General features: G+C 61.3%; 16 protein-coding genes and 1 pseudogene. 5 read left to right on the top strand and 12 right to left on the bottom strand.

The annotated features are described in order from the left end of the window. From AC2LD7_RS20730 to AC2LD7_RS20705, 6 genes are all read right to left on the bottom strand, one after another. The coding region (locus AC2LD7_RS20730) for a hypothetical protein (protein WP_484599526.1) at positions 1-334 on the bottom strand (334 nt) is incomplete at its 3' end. Between the two features lie 73 nt (positions 335-407). Continuing rightward, positions 408-971 carry a histidine phosphatase family protein gene (locus AC2LD7_RS20725; protein WP_484599525.1) on the bottom strand — a complete coding sequence of 188 codons (564 nt, stop codon included), beginning with the start codon at positions 969-971 and terminating at the stop codon, positions 408-410. Between the two features lie 275 nt (positions 972-1,246). Beyond that, a complete protein-coding gene (locus AC2LD7_RS20720) occupies positions 1,247-1,672 on the bottom strand; it encodes an HPF/RaiA family ribosome-associated protein (protein ID WP_484599524.1) in 426 nt (141 codons plus the stop codon). A gap of 414 nt (positions 1,673-2,086) precedes the next feature. After that, positions 2,087-2,674 carry an Sbal_3080 family lipoprotein gene (locus AC2LD7_RS20715; RefSeq protein WP_484599523.1) on the bottom strand — a complete coding sequence of 196 codons (588 nt, stop codon included), beginning with the start codon at positions 2,672-2,674 and terminating at the stop codon, positions 2,087-2,089. A 67-nt stretch (positions 2,675-2,741) separates the two neighbouring features. Next, on the bottom strand, positions 2,742-4,046 hold the full coding sequence (locus tag AC2LD7_RS20710; RefSeq protein WP_484599522.1) for an NTP/NDP exchange transporter: 1,305 nt from the start codon (positions 4,044-4,046) through the stop codon (positions 2,742-2,744). A gap of 37 nt (positions 4,047-4,083) precedes the next feature. Beyond that, complete coding sequence (locus AC2LD7_RS20705; RefSeq protein ID WP_484599521.1) at positions 4,084-5,001, bottom strand: aldo/keto reductase; 918 nt, start codon at positions 4,999-5,001, stop codon at positions 4,084-4,086. A 260-nt stretch (positions 5,002-5,261) separates the two neighbouring features. Between AC2LD7_RS20705 and AC2LD7_RS20700 the strand changes: the two genes are divergently transcribed. After that, a complete protein-coding gene (locus AC2LD7_RS20700) occupies positions 5,262-5,501 on the top strand; it encodes a hypothetical protein (RefSeq protein ID WP_484599520.1) in 240 nt (79 codons plus the stop codon). A 48-nt stretch (positions 5,502-5,549) separates the two neighbouring features. On the opposite strand, the gene AC2LD7_RS20695 is transcribed toward AC2LD7_RS20700, so the two are convergent. Next, positions 5,550-7,184: a methyl-accepting chemotaxis protein gene (locus AC2LD7_RS20695; protein WP_484599519.1), complete on the bottom strand. Its 1,635-nt coding sequence runs from the start codon at positions 7,182-7,184 to the stop codon at positions 5,550-5,552. Between the two features lie 204 nt (positions 7,185-7,388). Here AC2LD7_RS20695 and AC2LD7_RS20690 point away from each other — a divergent pair. Continuing rightward, positions 7,389-7,689, top strand: a pseudogene (locus AC2LD7_RS20690) (methyl-accepting chemotaxis protein); the annotation flags it as partial. A gap of 62 nt (positions 7,690-7,751) precedes the next feature. Here the strand turns inward: AC2LD7_RS20690 and AC2LD7_RS20685 are convergent. Continuing rightward, positions 7,752-9,677, bottom strand: coding sequence for a RecQ family ATP-dependent DNA helicase (locus tag AC2LD7_RS20685; RefSeq protein ID WP_484599528.1), 1,926 nt, complete (start codon positions 9,675-9,677; stop codon positions 7,752-7,754). 330 nt (positions 9,678-10,007) lie between these two features. On the opposite strand from AC2LD7_RS20685, the gene AC2LD7_RS20680 reads away from it, so the two are divergent. Beyond that, positions 10,008-10,253: a DUF2790 domain-containing protein gene (locus AC2LD7_RS20680; protein WP_484599518.1), complete on the top strand. Its 246-nt coding sequence runs from the start codon at positions 10,008-10,010 to the stop codon at positions 10,251-10,253. Positions 10,254-10,358: 105 nt separating this feature from the next. Here the strand turns inward: AC2LD7_RS20680 and AC2LD7_RS20675 are convergent, their stop codons facing one another. From AC2LD7_RS20675 to AC2LD7_RS20660, 4 genes are all read right to left on the bottom strand, one after another. Further along, positions 10,359-10,961, bottom strand: a complete 603-nt coding sequence (locus AC2LD7_RS20675; RefSeq protein WP_484599517.1) for a nitroreductase family protein — start codon at positions 10,959-10,961, stop codon at positions 10,359-10,361. A gap of 348 nt (positions 10,962-11,309) precedes the next feature. After that, positions 11,310-12,851: a phosphoenolpyruvate carboxykinase gene (locus tag AC2LD7_RS20670; protein ID WP_484599516.1), complete on the bottom strand. Its 1,542-nt coding sequence runs from the start codon at positions 12,849-12,851 to the stop codon at positions 11,310-11,312. Positions 12,852-13,006: 155 nt separating this feature from the next. After that, a complete protein-coding gene (hslO, locus tag AC2LD7_RS20665) occupies positions 13,007-13,900 on the bottom strand; it encodes an Hsp33 family molecular chaperone HslO (RefSeq protein ID WP_484599527.1) in 894 nt (297 codons plus the stop codon). 138 nt (positions 13,901-14,038) lie between these two features. Then, a complete protein-coding gene (locus tag AC2LD7_RS20660; protein ID WP_484599515.1) occupies positions 14,039-14,434 on the bottom strand; it encodes an RNA-binding S4 domain-containing protein in 396 nt (131 codons plus the stop codon). Positions 14,435-14,536: 102 nt separating this feature from the next. Here AC2LD7_RS20660 and rimB point away from each other — a divergent pair, with 102 nt between their 5' ends. Both rimB and rimK read left to right on the top strand, forming a co-directional pair. Next, positions 14,537-15,004, top strand: a complete 468-nt coding sequence (gene rimB / locus AC2LD7_RS20655; protein ID WP_484599514.1) for a retropepsin-like aspartic endopeptidase RimB — start codon at positions 14,537-14,539, stop codon at positions 15,002-15,004. Beyond that, positions 15,001-15,906: a 30S ribosomal protein S6--L-glutamate ligase gene (rimK, locus tag AC2LD7_RS20650; RefSeq protein ID WP_019340871.1), complete on the top strand. Its 906-nt coding sequence runs from the start codon at positions 15,001-15,003 to the stop codon at positions 15,904-15,906. The genes rimB and rimK overlap by 4 nt, the downstream gene beginning before the upstream one ends. The last annotated feature ends 57 nt before the right edge of the window (positions 15,907-15,963 follow it).

The following is a 15,963-nucleotide window of genomic DNA, read 5'->3' as shown; positions in this document are numbered from 1 at the left end:
CGGGTGGAATCCGGGTATTTTGCCAAAATCTGGAAGTCTTCTTCAGAGTTTCCTTTGGTAGCAGTCGCCTGAGGTTCTCCGCATCCGACCGCGAGCGATGCCAGCTACACCGGCACTTTCCTCCAGACAGCAAAAAACCCGCCGAAGCGGGTTTTTCCTGACCATTCCGAAATCCTTTCGAATGCCATCCTGGCGGTGGTCGATCTTCCTTGATCCTGAGCGCGTCCTGCGCTTCAGAGTGAACATAGATTAATCCCCGGCCGCCGATAGCCATAGCGCTGAACGCCGCTGCCGCTTGTAAGCCTTTCGCCATAGCTGCGTTGCGAAAGCTCATTAAGTGTTCAGGCGCAACCGCAGGGTACCGGCTACGGGATGCGGCTGCATGCTGGGTCGGTGGTGCACCTACATTAATCTATCTTGTGATAACTGCACGGCTCCCAATACCGCTTGAGGACGAGGTTTGGTGGGCCTGCCCAGCCGCGCTTGCGCAGCTGCCGAGCAATCAGGATGTTCATGATGCCGTGGCCCATGAGCAATACATTGCCATGTGCCTCAGCGAGTTCGATAAGTCGTTCGGCCGCTGCGCTGGCCCGTCGGTTGGATTCGCTAATGGGTTCGGTATGCCGGGCAAAACCGAGGAACCAAGCGCCGCGAAACAGCAATCGCCAGAGCCGGGACGGCATAGGTGGAAAGGACCAGTCCGGATACGGCAAATGCGCTTCGGCAAACAGTGGGTCCGGTTCCTGACGACAATCGCAAGCCAGGTGCCCGCGCGATTGAACGCAGCGCGACAGCGAGCTGCAGACCACTACGCCGGCTTTTTCAGCGAGCAAGGCTAGAGCGTCCGGCAGTTCTTGTGCAACCACATCCGCCTGGTTGTAGTTGGCGATCCAGCCTTTCATCTGCGCTGGAGTACACCAACTGGCTGCAGTGTGGTCGGGCCTACCGTGGCGTACCAAGGTTATCTGCATGAAAGGTTCAGCTCTGGACACTGGCAATACGGGAATGGTGGCGTATGGGAGCTAGCGGTTCTTGGCCTGGATATCTCGCGAGCGCGCGCGTTCCAACGGATCGGTTTCATTAGCGACGCTTCGTAGGCAAGCTTGCTAGCGAATGCGTTTCGCCAGCCTACTGCTGATACACACACACCACTGCGCGATGTGAAAGCTGTTTGTACTTGCCTTGAGCAAGCTCGCTCCTACGGTTTGATCATGCGCGCGCAGCTCGGTGTGCTCCGCAAATGGGGCTATTCCTTGCCACGTGCTTCCTGTTTCTGGAGAAAGTCTTCTTCAAGCATGGCGTCCTTGACGGCCTGTGGCTCTTCGTCGAGTAGCGGGTCGTTGAGTTCACCGCTGGAGAGTACCTTGGCGTCGAGCTTGCCCATCAGGTGTTCGAGCGCATGACGCATTTTTTCCGCCGCACCTTCGACCGCCAATTGCAGCGACTCTGCCTTGTGCGTGACGGATACCGCCTGGTGGCCCTTAGGCCTCGCCTCGATCTGGCAGCGCTTGTCATCAGCGCCGGCCTTTTGCGCGTTCTCGTCGCTGACATGGACCTCGACGCGGGTGAGCAAATCGTCGAAGCGCTCCAGCCGCTCCTCTACCGTCGCACCCACCCATTCATGCATCTCGACGCTGCCGGGGACGTGTTGGCTGTTGACTTGAACATGCATACGACTACTCCTGATTGATGACGTACCTGTAGGTTCGAGGGGCCTGCGGCGCCGAGGTTCAGCGGCTTCGTCTGGCTGATCTGTTCTGTAAGGCTATTCAGGCGCGATGAGGGGTTGCAGATGCGTGGCATAAACTGGGGTTGCGAATGGGGCTGGAGGCTGTGTGGGACCGCACCACTCCCCTCACCCCAACCCTCTCCCCGGAGGGGCGAGGGAGCGGATTGGTGCGAGGTGTTGGGATGTGTCGGTCGTGGCTAGCCGACGGCTTGGGCTGGACAGCCGTTTCGGCTTGGCCAGGCCGATCTTAACGCCCTTCGTTGCAGCAAAAGCCCTGCACAATCCGGTTCCCTCGCCCCTCTGGGGAGAGGGTTAGGGTGAGGGGCGGCGTTACGACAAACCGCATAGCCAAGCATCTTACTCATCCATCAACTGCCGATAGCGGCGCTGGTATTCCTCGTACGGCAAGTGCTCGCTCATTAGCCGTTGCAGCTGCTTGTCCCGGTAGGCTTCCTTGCTCAGCGGTGCCGAGCCGGCCGCCGTATTCGGTACGGCAGCAACTCCCAAACCAGTCGCGCCGTTGGGAAACAGCTGATTGGTCAGCTGGGTGATTTTGTTCTCGGCGCTGATGAACTTGTCCGGGCGTCCAGCGCCCCAGCGTGCATCGTATTCGGCCCGCCCGACCTGGCGACCCTTCTCGTAGACGCGGATGTCGGCGTATTTCATGTACAACGCCAGATCCCAGCCCCAGCGACCGGTATAGGTGGTGCTGAGCGGACAGCGATTCGGGCTGCTGCCTGGCGCCATTTGCCGTGTCCTGAAACCCTTGTCCCTAAGTAGTTGCTGGTAGGTGGTGTCGAAACCCGTGCGAAGTCCAATGGCCGGAATCGTACAGATCTCCGGCGCCAACTCGGCGGACAGCGTGGCGGGAGTGACGGTCTGCTTGATACTACAACCGCTGATGGCGAAAACGGAGATGAGCAATAGCAGTGGGGTAGCTCGCATGGCGGAATCCTGTCTGCATGAGAAGAGACAGGCATTCTGCCATCAATGAAACAGCTCTCGCCGTACCTTAGCCGTGCCTGTCTGGATGCTCGGCTGTTCCCCGGTCTGCACGGCCACCCAAGTACCAACCCAACACACCCCATACCGACGCGCAGGCCGCGCCCACCACGGCGATCAGAACCGCGCCGTGGCCGAGGGTGTCCAGCAGGCTTTTGGCCCAGCCGCTCAAGGCGTCGCCGCCGCGATAGACCACGGTGTCGATGAAGTTCTTCGCCTTATATTTGCTCTCCGCATCCAGCGGGGCAAAGAGCATTTCCCGGCCGGGTCGGACGAAGGCGTACTCGCCGATACGGCGCACGATCATCACCGCCGCCAGCACGGCAAAGGTCGGCGCCAGGGCCAGGCCGATAAAGCCCAGACAGACCAGCGCCGGCACCACGGCCAGCAACATGCGAACGCCGAGATGCTGAGCGATGCGCCCGGTAATGAACAGCTGAGACAGCAGCGCGCCAGCCTGCACCACGAAGTCGATCGCGCCGAAGACGCGCACCTGCTCGGCGCGGTCAGGGAACAGCTCGGCCACCAGCCGCGCCTGCTCGAAGTAGAGAAAGGTACTCGCGGTGGTCAGCAGCAGAACGAAGGCGGCGATGCCCAGCAGGTAGGTCGACCGGAGCACCCGCGCCAGACCGCTGAAGGGATTGCCAGCAACCGGGCGACGCGGATTTTCAGCATATTCGGCCCCAGGCCGGCCGGCACCATGCACTTCGCGCCAGGCCATCAATCGATGCTTGAGCGCCACGGCAATGGCTAACAACAGCGCCGCCAGCAACATCAGGCCGAACTGCCCCAGCATTCCCACCAGCAAAGCACTCAACGCCGGCCCTACCAAGCCGCCAACACTGGCACCGGCGGCGATAAACGCGAACAGGCGGCGGGCCTGGGGCGCGTCGAAGACATCGGCCATCAGGCTCCAGGCCACCGAGACCACGAAGAGGTTGTAGACCGAGATCCACACGTAGAACACCCGCGCCAGCCAGATGCTGTCGCGCAAGGCGAAGAACAGCCCGGCGAACAGCAGCAGGTTGAGGCAGAAAAACCCGTACACCCAGTCGATGTAATGAATGCGCGCCACGCGCGAGTTGAGCCAGGCGAACAGCGGCACCGCGACCAGCATGGCGAAAAAGGTCGAGGTGAACAGCCATTGCAGGTTGTCGACGCCACCCTGAATGCCCATCGACTCGCGGATCGGCCGCAACATGAAATAGCCGGAGAACAGACAGAAGAACAGGCCGAACCCCGCCAGCGCGGCGCGCAGCTCGCCGGGGCGGGCATTGATCAGCTCGGCAATGCGCGCTGTGAGTGGGACGGGCATGCGGCCTCCAGCGGCGAAGAATGCGGCGTCGTGGCGCTCAGCGGAAGGCTTCGACGATCAGCTTCCGCTGGCGCTCGTCCGGCAGCCTGCCCTGCCCGGCCATAATGTTGTCAGCCATGTAGCGCGGGTTGGAAGTGGCGGGAATCACCGTGGTGACGGCCGGCTCGGCCAGGATGAACTTGAGCAACAGCTGCGCCCATGAACTGGCGTCGATCTCCGTCGCCCAGGCCGGTAGCGGCTTGTTCTTGACCCGCGACAGCAGGTTGCCGCGGGTGAATGGCCGGTTGATCAGCGTGGCGATACCATTGTCCGCGCAGTACGGCAGCAGACGTTCCTCGGCATTGCGCTCGCTGACCGAGTAGTTGAACTGAACGAAGTCCACCTTCTCCTGCTTGAGCACGTCGAGCAGCCGATCATGAGCCGACTCGACGTAGTGGGTCACGCCGATATAGCGCACGCGCCCCTGTTCCTTCAGCTCGCGCAGCAGACCGAGCTGGGTGCTGGTGTCCTGCAGGTTGTGCACCTGGATCAGGTCGATGGTGTCGGTCTGCAGCGCCTTGAAACTAGCCTCGATCTGCGCCAAGCCGCGTTCGCGACCGGTGGAAGAAACCTTGGTCGCGAGGAATACCTGCTCACGTGCGTTATGCCGTTGTACCAGTTCGCCAACCACTCGGTCAGCGTTGCCATAGCTCGGCGCGGTGTCGATGACCTTGGCGCCGCCTTCGATGAATACCCGCAACACGTCGAGCAATGCATCCATTTCGGCATCGTCGAGACCGATGTCATGGGTACGCGAAGTACCGAGTCCGATCACCGGCAGCATCTCGCCAGAAGACGGAATCTTGCGCATCCGTAACGGTTCGGCGGCCTGCGCCACGGATGGCAACAACGGCCCTAGCGCGGCGATAGCCGCCAATACGGCGGAACGGTGAAGAAGCTGGCGGCGCGTCTGCATGGGCGGATTCTCCGTGTCGGTGTTGGCGGCGTCGACGCTTGAGTATGGTCGACTCTGCCGCACTCACCGGCCGGACGACCTACCGGAGCTTTTCCGTTTGTTTCAGCGAGGGCGCCGCGGCGTCTGTGCCGGCGCATTGGCGAACGCAATTGGAAATTTCAAAGGATAGATATTGCAGATACTGGCAATATGCCTTTACTTCGGTTCTACTTCGCCGCGCCCGGCGCTGCCTGCGCAGGCTCGCAACAATCGAGACACCCATGCCCAGTCACTCGACCAAGCCGACCAGCCAACCATCGACCGCCCTGTCTGATAGACCGGAGGAGTCGGCTCGACAGGTCAAGGCGCAGCGGCGCCGACGCCATCGGCTGATCAACTTTGCTTATGCGCTGGGCTTGCTGCTGGTATTCGTCCTCAGCCTCTTGCTGCTGCCCGACGATACCGGCCTGGGCAAGCTGCTGTGGAACGAGCTGGACGCCGAATCGAGCAACACGTTGTAACCGGTACATTTGGCAAGCAGCACGCCTGGCTTTGTGCGGTGCTCAACCTTAAGCGCGGAACCGCTCCATCAACGCCGCCAGACGTTGCGAAAGGCTGGATAATTGCTGGCTGGCCTGCTTGCTCTGCGTCGCGTTCGCCGCCGCATCGCTGGACAGATCACGAATATCGGTGATGTTGCGTGCAATCTCTTCCGTGACGCTGCTCTGCTCTTCGCAGGCGGTGGCGATCTGTGCAGCCATATCATTGATGCGTTGCACCGAAAGCGTCATACCGCCCAAGACCTGATTGACGCCCGCAACACGCTCAACACTGTCTTGGGCCCTGCTGCTGCCGGCGTGCATCGCCTGCACCGCCTTGCCAACGCCGCCCTGCAGACGCTCGATGCGGACCTGGATATCCTTGGTCGATTCTTGGGTGCGCGCTGCCAATGCCCGAACTTCATCGGCCACCACAGCGAAACCGCGCCCCTGCTCGCCGGCCCGTGCGGCCTCGATGGCAGCGTTGAGTGCGAGCAGATTGGTCTGTTCGGCGATACCGCGAATCACCTCGAGCACAGCCCCGATGCTCGACGTCTCCTCGGCTAATGCCTCAATGGCTTGTGACGCGTTCTCGACCTCCTGCGCAAGCTGACGAATCGATTGGACGGTGCCGCTGACCACTGCGGCGCCTTCGCGTGACTGGCGCTCGGCCTGTAGTGCGGCGTCCGAGGCATTCTGGGCATTGAGCGCCACCTCATGAACGGCAGCGCTCATTTCGGTGGCAGCGGTACTGACCTGATCGACTGCAGCGTGCTCGCTGCTGATCAACTGATCGTTCGTCGCGGCCAAGCCGGCCATGCTGCGCGCCGCCGTATCGACCTCTGACGTCACCCGGCCGACCTCAGCGATCAGCGGTTGCAGTTTGTCGAGGAACAGGTTGAAGGCATTGCCGAGCTGGCCCAGCTCGTCGTTAGAGCGCACGTCTAACCGGGCGCGCAAGTCGCCGTCGCCCTCGGCAATCTGTTGCACGCGATCGAGCAATCGACGCATCGGCCGCAGCACGACCATCGGTAGGCCAAGCACCAGCAGCACACAACCGAGCAGACCAACCAGCAAAATCCCGCCCTGCAGCATCGCGGCCGTCGCACCCTTGGCCATGGCCGCCTCACCTTCACGATTCGAGGCCTGGTCCTCAAGCTCGCCGAGCTTGTCGATGACATCGCGCATCGCATCGAAACGCGCTTCGCTATCACCGAAGCTCAAAGCACTGGCTGCCGTTGGATCGGTATCGATCTGTTCGATGGCGCGCTGCGACACCTGCTTCCATTGCTCGAAGCCACGTTCGAACTGCTCCACCAGCGCCAATGCCTCGGCTCCCGGCTGCATGGCCGCGTATTGCTGCACGCGATCATGAGCCTGCTGAAGGTTTTCCGTATGGCTCTCGCGCAGCGCTTGAGCATGCGAACCGGCAGCGCTGCCAAGCAAGCTGCGCTCGGCGACGAAGGCTTGGTAGAGGTCGCGATCGGCGTTCAGCAGCAAGCTGATAGCCGGCAAGTACCGCTTGGTCAACAGGCCACTGGACGCTGCCGTCTGGTCGATGCCGCGCATGCCGGACCCGCCCATCAATATCAGCAGCAAGGCCAGCAGGCTGACCGGCAGGGTGATTTTCCAGCGAAAACCGAGGTCGGCGAAAAAGCGAGACATGACGTCGCTCCTTATGGGGATTGCTCTGATATCGGCAGGCAAGCGACAACTGAGAGCCCTTTGGTCGAAAATTGCGCCGCGATTAGCGGTAACCGTTGCGCAGGAGCAGACTAAAGCACTGTTACCGGTGCCACCGGTGAGCCAATGAATAGGCAGCCGAGCCAGTGCATTCAATCGGTGGTGCAGACCATCCAGCAGCTCTCCGGTCGGACCAACCTGCTGGCGCTCAATGCTGCAACTGAGGCGGCACGCGCCGGTGAGATGGATCGCGGTTTCGCGGTGGCGGCCGGCAAGGTACGCAAACTGGCCGAAATCACCGGCGAGAACGCTGAAGAGCTCGGCAGCGTATCGAGCGGCTCGCCCGCGAAATCCGAGCCGGTAGCACAACACATCGAAACGCAATCGGCCGGTGTAGGCTTATCTCCGAACCGCTCGGTGCGCTGGAAATTCCAGCAACCTCACCGCCGGTACTTCGCGGCAAACCAAGGGCGTCGCGGCCGGTTGATTGGCCTGCCGACGCGCTGAGGTGATCTTGCCAGGACGTTCACCTGAACCTGGGCTGCGCCGCTACCGCGCCAAGTACTCGCGCACCTCGGCATAGGGATAAGCGTCCAGCGAGGCGAATCCCGGAATACCGCGCGCCTTGAGCTTGGTGAACACCGGCGCGCTGATGCCGCAGAGGAAGCGCGTCAGACATTCAGTGCTGGCTGCGCGGTTCTTCAACTGCCGGTAGCGCTGGCTGAAATCGGCACAGCGGGCCACGACCTCGATCGCCTCCAGCGGAGGTAGCACGGGCGGCTCAGGCAGCTGCGCAACCAGCCCCCGGCATACCGAACAGTGCCCACAGCGTTGTGGCGCCTGGCTGTCGCCAAAATACGCAGCCAGGCGCTGGCTGAGGCATTCAGGCGACTCGAACAGCGCCAGCATGTTGCCGATACGGGCGATTTCACTGGTTTCGTGCTGCTTGAAGTAGGCATGCAGCTCGGTACTCAGAGCTTCAATATCGAAGTTCGAGTCGAGCAGCGCATAAACCTCGGTCATCTGCTTGCTTTCGAGCTCGATCCAACCCTTCTCTTGGAAATAATCCAACGCCTTGACCACCCGCGCGCGGTCAGCGCCGTGCTGCTGATAAAGCGCATCGAAGTCCAGCGTGCACCAGGTTCGCGCTCGGGCCGAGGTTTGCACGACGGCCTCGACGAACTGCCGCCGCTCGCCCTCGAACCTGGCGACCAGCGCCTCGGGTTCGAGCAGGTACTTGAAGCGATATTCGGCAAAATAGGCGAAGCGTGGCGCGATGATGCCGCGCAGTTCCAGCTGCACCAACAGGGTCTTCAGCGGCAGCTGGCGTATGTTGCTCGCATCGGACAGCTGGTTGAGCATCAGCTCCCATTGGCCTCCCGCGCCTGCCTGGAGCAGTTCGTCGAGCACGCTGCGGATGCCCTCGCGTTCCGGCGTGTCGCCATAGACGAAGTTCTGCAGCACGTTGAGGCTGTCGCGATTGGCCAGCACCAGACAGTCGGACGGCTGCCCATCGCGCCCGGCGCGGCCGATTTCCTGGCTGTAGTTTTCCACCGACTTGGGCAGGTCGTAATGCACCACATTGCGAATGTCGGACTTGTCGATGCCCATACCGAAGGCGATGGTGGCGACGATGCAATTCAGCTCGCCGGACATGAAACGCCGCTGGATGGTCTCGCGCAATTCGTGGGCCATCCCGGCGTGATAGGCACTGGCGGGGAAGCCGCGCTGCGCCAGATGCTCAGCGACCTGCTCGGCGGTCTTCTGCTGGGTAACATAAACAATGGTCGGCTGGCCGGTCTTGTCTGACAGCCAGTCCACCAACCGGCGCTGCTTGTTGAAGCCCGCGACCGGTTCGACAAGCAGATTGAGGTTGGATCGGTAAAAGCCAGTGGTCACCACGTCTTCTGGGGCGATAGCGAACTTGGCCTGCATGTCGGCGATTACCGGCGGTGTCGCCGTGGCCGTCAGCAACAGTACATGGGGAATGTTGAATTGGCGCTGGTAATCGGGGAGCTTGAGGTAATCCGGGCGGAAATTGTGGCCCCATTCGGAGATGCAATGCGCCTCGTCCACTACCAGCAGGGAAATCGGTACCTGGCTGATGAAGTGGCGGAAGCGCTCGTTCTTCAGGCGCTCCACCGAAATCATCAGGATTTTCAGCTCGCCGGATTTGGCGCGGCTCATGGTTTCGCTGGCCTGCCCGCGGCTTTGCGCCGAGTCGATACTGGCGGCCGCGATGCCGTGCCGATGCAGGAACGCCAGTTGATCCTGCATCAACGCCAGCAACGGCGAGACGACCAATGTCAGGTGCGGTAACAGCAGCGCCGGTAGCTGATAGCACAAGGATTTGCCGGAGCCGGTGGGAAAGATCGCCGCCGCCGAACGACCGGCCACCACGGCGCGAATGGCCTGTTCCTGGCCGGGACGGAAGCTGTCGTAGCCAAACGTTTGGGCGAGGGTTTGTTCGATCATCATGAGTCACTCCTTTGACTGGGAGCCAGAGGGTAGCAAAAGGAGGGAGACGGTAAAGCAAACCGGCTGCCGAGGCGCGGTCAGCCGTCGATACGTCGCGTCGCTCGGAGCGATTCTTCCAAAGCAGTGCAAGCGCACTCGCAGTTCGAAAGCAAACGAGGCGGCCAGACATTTCGCTCAATCACAATCATTGGAATCCGTAATTATAGTTAGCTAGCTCACTAATTTTATGATCATCGGGCTCCTGAGAAAAACCATAAGCGCAGCCGGATCGGGTGATGCGGCTCGTGAACAGGACGGACACACGAACCAGAAACAGGATGCCCTGCCATGCGCGTTACCCTTGCTATTGCCCTTCTGCTATCCGTCGCCTCGCTCGTCCACGCCAACAGCGCCGAACCCGAGACTTACACCTACGACACCAAGATCGATATCGCCTCGGTCCTGTCGATAAAAGTCGAGCCGACGCCCTACTGTGAGGTCACCGACGCAGTTATGACTTACCGGGATTCCACTGGCGAAGTGCGTAAGTTGTCGTATCGGACCCTGGCCGATAGCTGCAAGAACCAGAACTGATATAGGCCATCTTGATAGCCGACGCGCTTGCCGGGCCGGGCCGCGGAAGCCGATCAACTGGCATGCCGATGAAGGGGCGCCATGCTGTGCGCCCCTAATGGAAGATCAGAAACGATCGCGGATGATCACTTCATCGAATGGCAGCTTGCCGATACGCGGCTTGGGCTCGGCAGCCCGCTTACCCACCGCGACCATCATCGCAATGACATGGTTATCCGGCAGGTTGATCAGCTTGCCTACCGCGTCGAAATCGAAGCCATCCATCGGGCAGGAATCCAGACCCTTGCCGCGGGCGGCGAGCATCAATGTCTGGGCCATCAGGCCGCAGCTGCGCATGGCTTCGTCACGCTGGACCTGCGGCTTGCCGCGGTAATAGTTGTCGATGGCACCCGCCATGTAGTCTTGCACTTCGGCTGGTGCGCCTTCCCAGACGCGGCGGACGTTCTTTTCCCAGCTGTCGAGCTGAGCGCAAACCACCACCAGCATTGACGCATCGGTCATCTGCGCCTGGTTCCAGCCCACTTCGCGGATTTGCGCACGCAACGCCGGGTCGCTCACCTCAACGAAGCGCACATGCTGCAGGTTGAAGGCCGACGGCGCTAGCAGCGTCAGCTGCAGCAACTCGTCCTTTTCCTCGCGGCTCAGTTTAAAGCTGCTGTCGTAAACCTTGACGGCGCGACGGGTCTGGATGGCTTCTTCGATCTGCATGAGGTGACTCCCTTAGGGTAGAAACGTGGCCGCTATGCTATGCGCAGCCATCAATCGAATCCATCCGCCTTGGTTGATGGTAGTTATCAGTGGGCCCGATACGTTGGCCGGATACCCGTTGGGTTATGCGGCTGGCAGCATCGCTGTGCTTATCCGGCTCGGGGGCGGACAGACTGTGAGCGCGCTCGCCGTAGGGTGTGCTTTAGCCCATCGTCTGCGCCGCTGGTGGGCAGAAGCGGAACGCCGACCGGACCACTCTACGCACGACCTGATATGCGTCCTCTTCTGGTGAGCACTCATAGAAAAGCCGCCCGAAGGCGGCTTTCTGTAAGGCGTCTGCGCTGCAGCTTAAAGCTGTGGGCCGGCGGCCTTGATGGCGTCGGATACGTCGAACTTCTTGAAGTTCTCGATGAACTTGTTCGCCAGTTCCTTGGCGGCTGCGTCGTAGGCACTCTGGTCAGTCCAGGTGTTGCGCGGGTTGAGCAGCTGGGTGTCGACGCCTTCGACGACCTTCGGCACGTCCAGGTTGATGATCGGCAAATGCTCGGTTTCGGCACCCACCAATGCGCCGCTCTGAATCGCCGCGATCACCGCACGGGTAGTCGGGATGTTGAAGCGCTTGCCGACACCGTAGCCACCACCGGTCCAGCCGGTGTTAACCAGATAGACCTTGGAGCCGAACGCCTGGATGCGCTTGATCAGCAGCTCGGCGTAAACGCCGGCCGGGCGCGGGAAGAACGGCGCACCGAAGCAGGTGGAGAAGGTTGACTTGATGCCGCTGCCCGAACCCATCTCGGTGGAACCGACCAGTGCGGTGTAGCCGGAAAGAAAGTGGTAGGCGGCCTGCTCGTCGTTCAGGATCGACACGGGCGGCAGCACGCCGGTCAAGTCGCAGGTCAGGAAGATCACCGCGTTCGGCTCGCCGCCGAGGTTTTTGTCGGAGCGCTTCTCGACGTATTCCAGCGGGTAGGCGGCGCGACTGTTCTGGGTCAGGCTGTCATCGGTGTAATCAGCGATGCGCTCATCGTCGAGCACGACGTTTTCCAGCACGGTGCCGAACTGGATGGCTTTCCAGATGACCGGCTCGTTCTTCTCGGACAGGTCGATGCACTTGGCGTAGCAGCCACCTTCGATGTTGAACACCACGCCGGTGCCCCAGCCGTGCTCATCGTCGCCGATCAGGTAGCGCGACTCATCCGCGGAAAGTGTGGTCTTGCCCGTGCCGGACAGGCCGAAGAACAGCGTGACGTCGCCGTCTTCGCCGATGTTGGCGGCGCAATGCATCGGCAGGACATCGGCTTCGGGTAGCAGGTAGTTCTGTACCGAGAACATGGCCTTCTTCATTTCACCGGCGTATCGCATACCGGCGATGAGGACCTTCTTGGCAGCGAAATTGATGATCACGCAACCGTCGGAGTTGGTGCCGTCACGCTCAGGGGAGCATTCGAAGTTGGCGACGTTGAGAACCTGCCATTCATCTTTGCCGGCCGGGTTGTATTGCGCCGGGTTGATGAATAGCTGGCGACCAAAGAGGTTCTGCCAGGCCGTCGCGGTGGTCATCTTGACCGCCAGGTAGTGACCTTCGGACGAGCCTACATGGACGTGGGAAACGAAGTGATCCTGAGCCTTGTTGAAGGCCTCGACTCGGTCCCACAGGGCGTCGAACTTGTCGGCAGGGAACGGACGGTTGATCGGGCCCCAGGCGATAGAATCCTTGGTGCTCGGCTCTTCGACGATGTAACGATCGGCTGGCGAACGGCCGGTCCGATGACCGGTTTTGACAACGAGCGCGCCATTGGCGGCCAATTCACCCTCACCGCGCTTGATTGCTTCTTCGATCAATCGAGCGGTGCTGATATCAACGTACACGGCGTTAATAGCTTGCGTCATGAGTTTCTCGTCGGCTCTGGGCCGAATCCTCCATGCTGTTGTAGCCCACCGAGCGATGGACTACATCGAAAAAAGTGCACGCGATTATGACAGAAAAGGCGCCGCGCTGGGTATGAGCCCATGATGGCGAAAAGGTTCCTAACCGCCCGAGCCCTTTAATGTCGGGTGCCGGAAGGCCCCTGGGTTCCCGCACCCGCGAATAGCTGGGCGATATCGGCCGCATCGAAGCGATAGCTGTGATTGCAGAACTGACAATCGATAGTGATCGCACCGCCCTGTTCGTTAAGCAGTTGCTCGGCATCGTGCAGGCCTAGGCTGATCACCGCATTGGCCGAGCGTTCGCGCGAGCAGCTGCAGCGGAAAACGATCGAACGCGGCTCGAACAGACGCACCTGCTCTTCGTGATAGAGCCGGTGCAGTACGGTCTGGGTATCGAGCCCGAGCAACTCCTCGGTCGACAAGGTATCGGCCAGGGTGCGCAGGTGCTGCCAGCTGGCTTCGCGCTCTTCACCGTCACGGATGCGATCAGCCGGTAGCTGTTGCAGCAGCATGCCGCAGGCACGACGGCCATCGGCGGCGAGCCAGAAGCGCGTCGGCAGCTGCTCGGACGAGGCGAAATAGTTCGACAGGCTTTCCGCCAGGGTCGCGCCGTCCAGCGCGACGATGCCCTGGTAGCGCTGGCCGTTGGCCGGATCGATGGTCATCGCCAGTACGCCTTCGGGCATCAGCTCGGCCAGCGTCGCGCCGGGCGTCAGCTGTTCTTCGTGATAGCGCGCGATGCCACGTACCTCACGATCGCTCGAGCATTCGACCATCAGCAGCGGTACCGCGCCAGCAGAACGCGCCTGCAACACCATCAAACCATCGAATTTCAGCGTGCCGACCAACAGCGCCGCTGCCGCGAGCAGCTCGCCAAGCAGTTGCGCGACCGGCTCGGGGTAACTGTGTTTGGCCAGCACCTCGGCATAGCTGCGCTCGAGCCCGACCCACTCGCCCCGCACGTCGGTGTTATCGAAGAGGAAACGCTGGGTGTAATCGGAATCGAGCATGGGCATGACCAGAGCAGGTTGAAGGCCGGGGCCAGTGGCTGGGATACCGCGACTCATCGAATCTCGGAATCTGCACAGGCGCCTGAGAGAAGGGACCGCATTCTAGGTCGAAAGTGGCGACCATCCAACCGGCCGCGCTCAATCGGAGTCCGAACGAAAGCGTTGCAGCGCGCGGCGTTGCTTCTTGCTCGGCTTGCCATCGGTCTCCAGCCCCAGCGAGCCCGCCTTGCGCATGGCCGCGGCGTGCTCGCGACGGGCCAGGCTATTTGCCGTTTCCTCGTAGAGCAGCTGCGCTTCCGGCGCGCCCCGGCGTACCACTGAAAGCGCACGGATGATCACGGTGCGCTCATCGAAACCTGCGCGAATGACCAGTTCCTCGCCAACCTTGGGCTCCTTGCTTGGCTTGCAGCGCTCGCCCCGGCAATGCACTTTTCCGCCCTCGATGGCGGCCTTCGCCAAGGCGCGCGTCTTGTAGAAGCGTGCGGCCCATAACCATTTATCCAGGCGGACTTTGCCGTCATCTTTTTCGCTCATCGTTCAACTCTGCGTAACGTCTCGTTGTCTTAGGGTCGTACAGGTAGATGCGGTTGTCATGCACCCCGTCTAGAATGCGCGGAAATCTACTGGATACGCCTTTTGAATAACCCCGACCTCCAGACTGTCATCGGTTTGCGCGAATGGATCGCCCTGCCCGAGCTCGGCGTGGTCGGCCTGCGTGCAAAGATCGACACAGGCGCCAGCACCTCCGCGCTGCATGCCACCGATATCAGCGAATTCGAGCGCGGCGGCAAGCGCTGGGTTCGCTTTACCGCACACCTGGGCACACTGGTCCAGAGCCGGCATCGCTGTGAGGCGCCATTGGTGGCCCGCAAGATCATCAAGAGTTCCAACGGCCATGTGCAGACCCGTTACGTGGTGCGCACGCTGTTGGCGCTGGGCGACCATCTATGGCCAGTGGAATTCACCCTTACCTGTCGCAAGACCATGCGCTATCGCCTGCTGTTGGGGTCAAAAGCCCTGATGGACGGCAAATGGCTGGTCGACCCCGCACGCACCTACGTGCAGGAAAAACCTCAAACCCTTACCTCTCCCGGTGCCCAATGAAAATCGCCGTGCTGTCGCGCAATCCACGCCTGTACTCGACCCGCCGCTTGGTGGAGGCCGGCCAGCAACGTGGCCATGAGGTGGTGGTGATCGACACCCTGCGCGCCTACATGAATATCGCCAGCCACAAGCCGCAGATTCACTATCGTGGCCGCCCACTGGAAGGCTTCGATGCAGTGATCCCGCGAATCGGCGCCTCGGTCACTTTTTATGGTTGCGCGGTGCTGCGCCAGTTCGAGATGCAGGGCGTGTTCCCGCTCAACGAGTCGGTCGCGATTGCCCGTTCACGAGACAAACTGCGTTCGCTCCAGCTGTTGTCGCGTCGCGGCATCGGCTTGCCGGTGACCGGCTTCGCCCACTCGCCGGACGATATTGCCGACCTGATCCAGATGGTCAACGGCGCGCCGCTGGTGATCAAGGTGCTCGAGGGCACTCAGGGCATCGGTGTGGTCATGTGCGAAACCGCCACGGCTGCCGAGTCGGTGATCGAGGCTTTCATGGGCCTCAAGCAGGACATCATGGTGCAGGAATACATCAAGGAAGCCGGCGGCGCGGACATCCGTTGCTTCGTCGTCGGCGACAAGGTGATCGCCGCCATGAAGCGCCAGGCCAAGCCCGGTGAATTTCGGTCCAACCTGCACCGCGGCGGCACCGCCAGCTTGATCAAGATCACCCCGGAAGAGCGCATGACCGCCATCCGCGCGGCCAAGGTCATGGGCCTGAGCGTGGCCGGCGTCGATATCCTGCGCTCCAACCACGGTCCGCTGGTGATGGAGGTGAACTCCTCTCCCGGCCTGGCCGGCATAGAGGAAACCACTGGCAAGGACGTTGCCGGGCTGATCATTCAATACCTGGAGAAGAACGCCGGCCCTCACCTGACACGAACGAAGGGGAAGGGTTAAGCGGCTTCAGGCTTCAGGCTTCAGGCTTCAGGCTTCAGGCTTCAGGCTTCAGGCTTC

It is taken from the genome of Stutzerimonas sp., assembly GCF_982611455.1.
This window is presented reverse-complemented; position numbering and strand designations above follow the sequence as displayed.

What these genes read in the sequence shown, in the direction of transcription:
- AC2LD7_RS20725 (WP_484599525.1), bottom strand. Translation starts at nt 971, where the DNA reads ATGCAGATAACCTTGGTACGCCACGGTAGGCCCGACCACACTGCAGCC.
- AC2LD7_RS20720 (WP_484599524.1), bottom strand. Translation starts at nt 1,672, where the DNA reads ATGCATGTTCAAGTCAACAGCCAACACGTCCCCGGCAGCGTCGAGATG.
- AC2LD7_RS20715 (WP_484599523.1), bottom strand. Translation starts at nt 2,674, where the DNA reads ATGCGAGCTACCCCACTGCTATTGCTCATCTCCGTTTTCGCCATCAGC.
- AC2LD7_RS20710 (WP_484599522.1), bottom strand. Translation starts at nt 4,046, where the DNA reads ATGCCCGTCCCACTCACAGCGCGCATTGCCGAGCTGATCAATGCCCGC.
- AC2LD7_RS20705 (WP_484599521.1), bottom strand. Translation starts at nt 5,001, where the DNA reads ATGCAGACGCGCCGCCAGCTTCTTCACCGTTCCGCCGTATTGGCGGCT.
- AC2LD7_RS20700 (WP_484599520.1), top strand. Translation starts at nt 5,262, where the DNA reads ATGCCCAGTCACTCGACCAAGCCGACCAGCCAACCATCGACCGCCCTG.
- AC2LD7_RS20695 (WP_484599519.1), bottom strand. Translation starts at nt 7,184, where the DNA reads ATGTCTCGCTTTTTCGCCGACCTCGGTTTTCGCTGGAAAATCACCCTG.
- AC2LD7_RS20685 (WP_484599528.1), bottom strand. Translation starts at nt 9,677, where the DNA reads ATGATCGAACAAACCCTCGCCCAAACGTTTGGCTACGACAGCTTCCGT.
- AC2LD7_RS20680 (WP_484599518.1), top strand. Translation starts at nt 10,008, where the DNA reads ATGCGCGTTACCCTTGCTATTGCCCTTCTGCTATCCGTCGCCTCGCTC.
- AC2LD7_RS20675 (WP_484599517.1), bottom strand. Translation starts at nt 10,961, where the DNA reads ATGCAGATCGAAGAAGCCATCCAGACCCGTCGCGCCGTCAAGGTTTAC.
- AC2LD7_RS20670 (WP_484599516.1), bottom strand. Translation starts at nt 12,851, where the DNA reads ATGACGCAAGCTATTAACGCCGTGTACGTTGATATCAGCACCGCTCGA.
- hslO (WP_484599527.1), bottom strand. Translation starts at nt 13,900, where the DNA reads ATGCTCGATTCCGATTACACCCAGCGTTTCCTCTTCGATAACACCGAC.
- AC2LD7_RS20660 (WP_484599515.1), bottom strand. Translation starts at nt 14,434, where the DNA reads ATGAGCGAAAAAGATGACGGCAAAGTCCGCCTGGATAAATGGTTATGG.
- rimK (WP_019340871.1), top strand. Translation starts at nt 15,001, where the DNA reads ATGAAAATCGCCGTGCTGTCGCGCAATCCACGCCTGTACTCGACCCGC.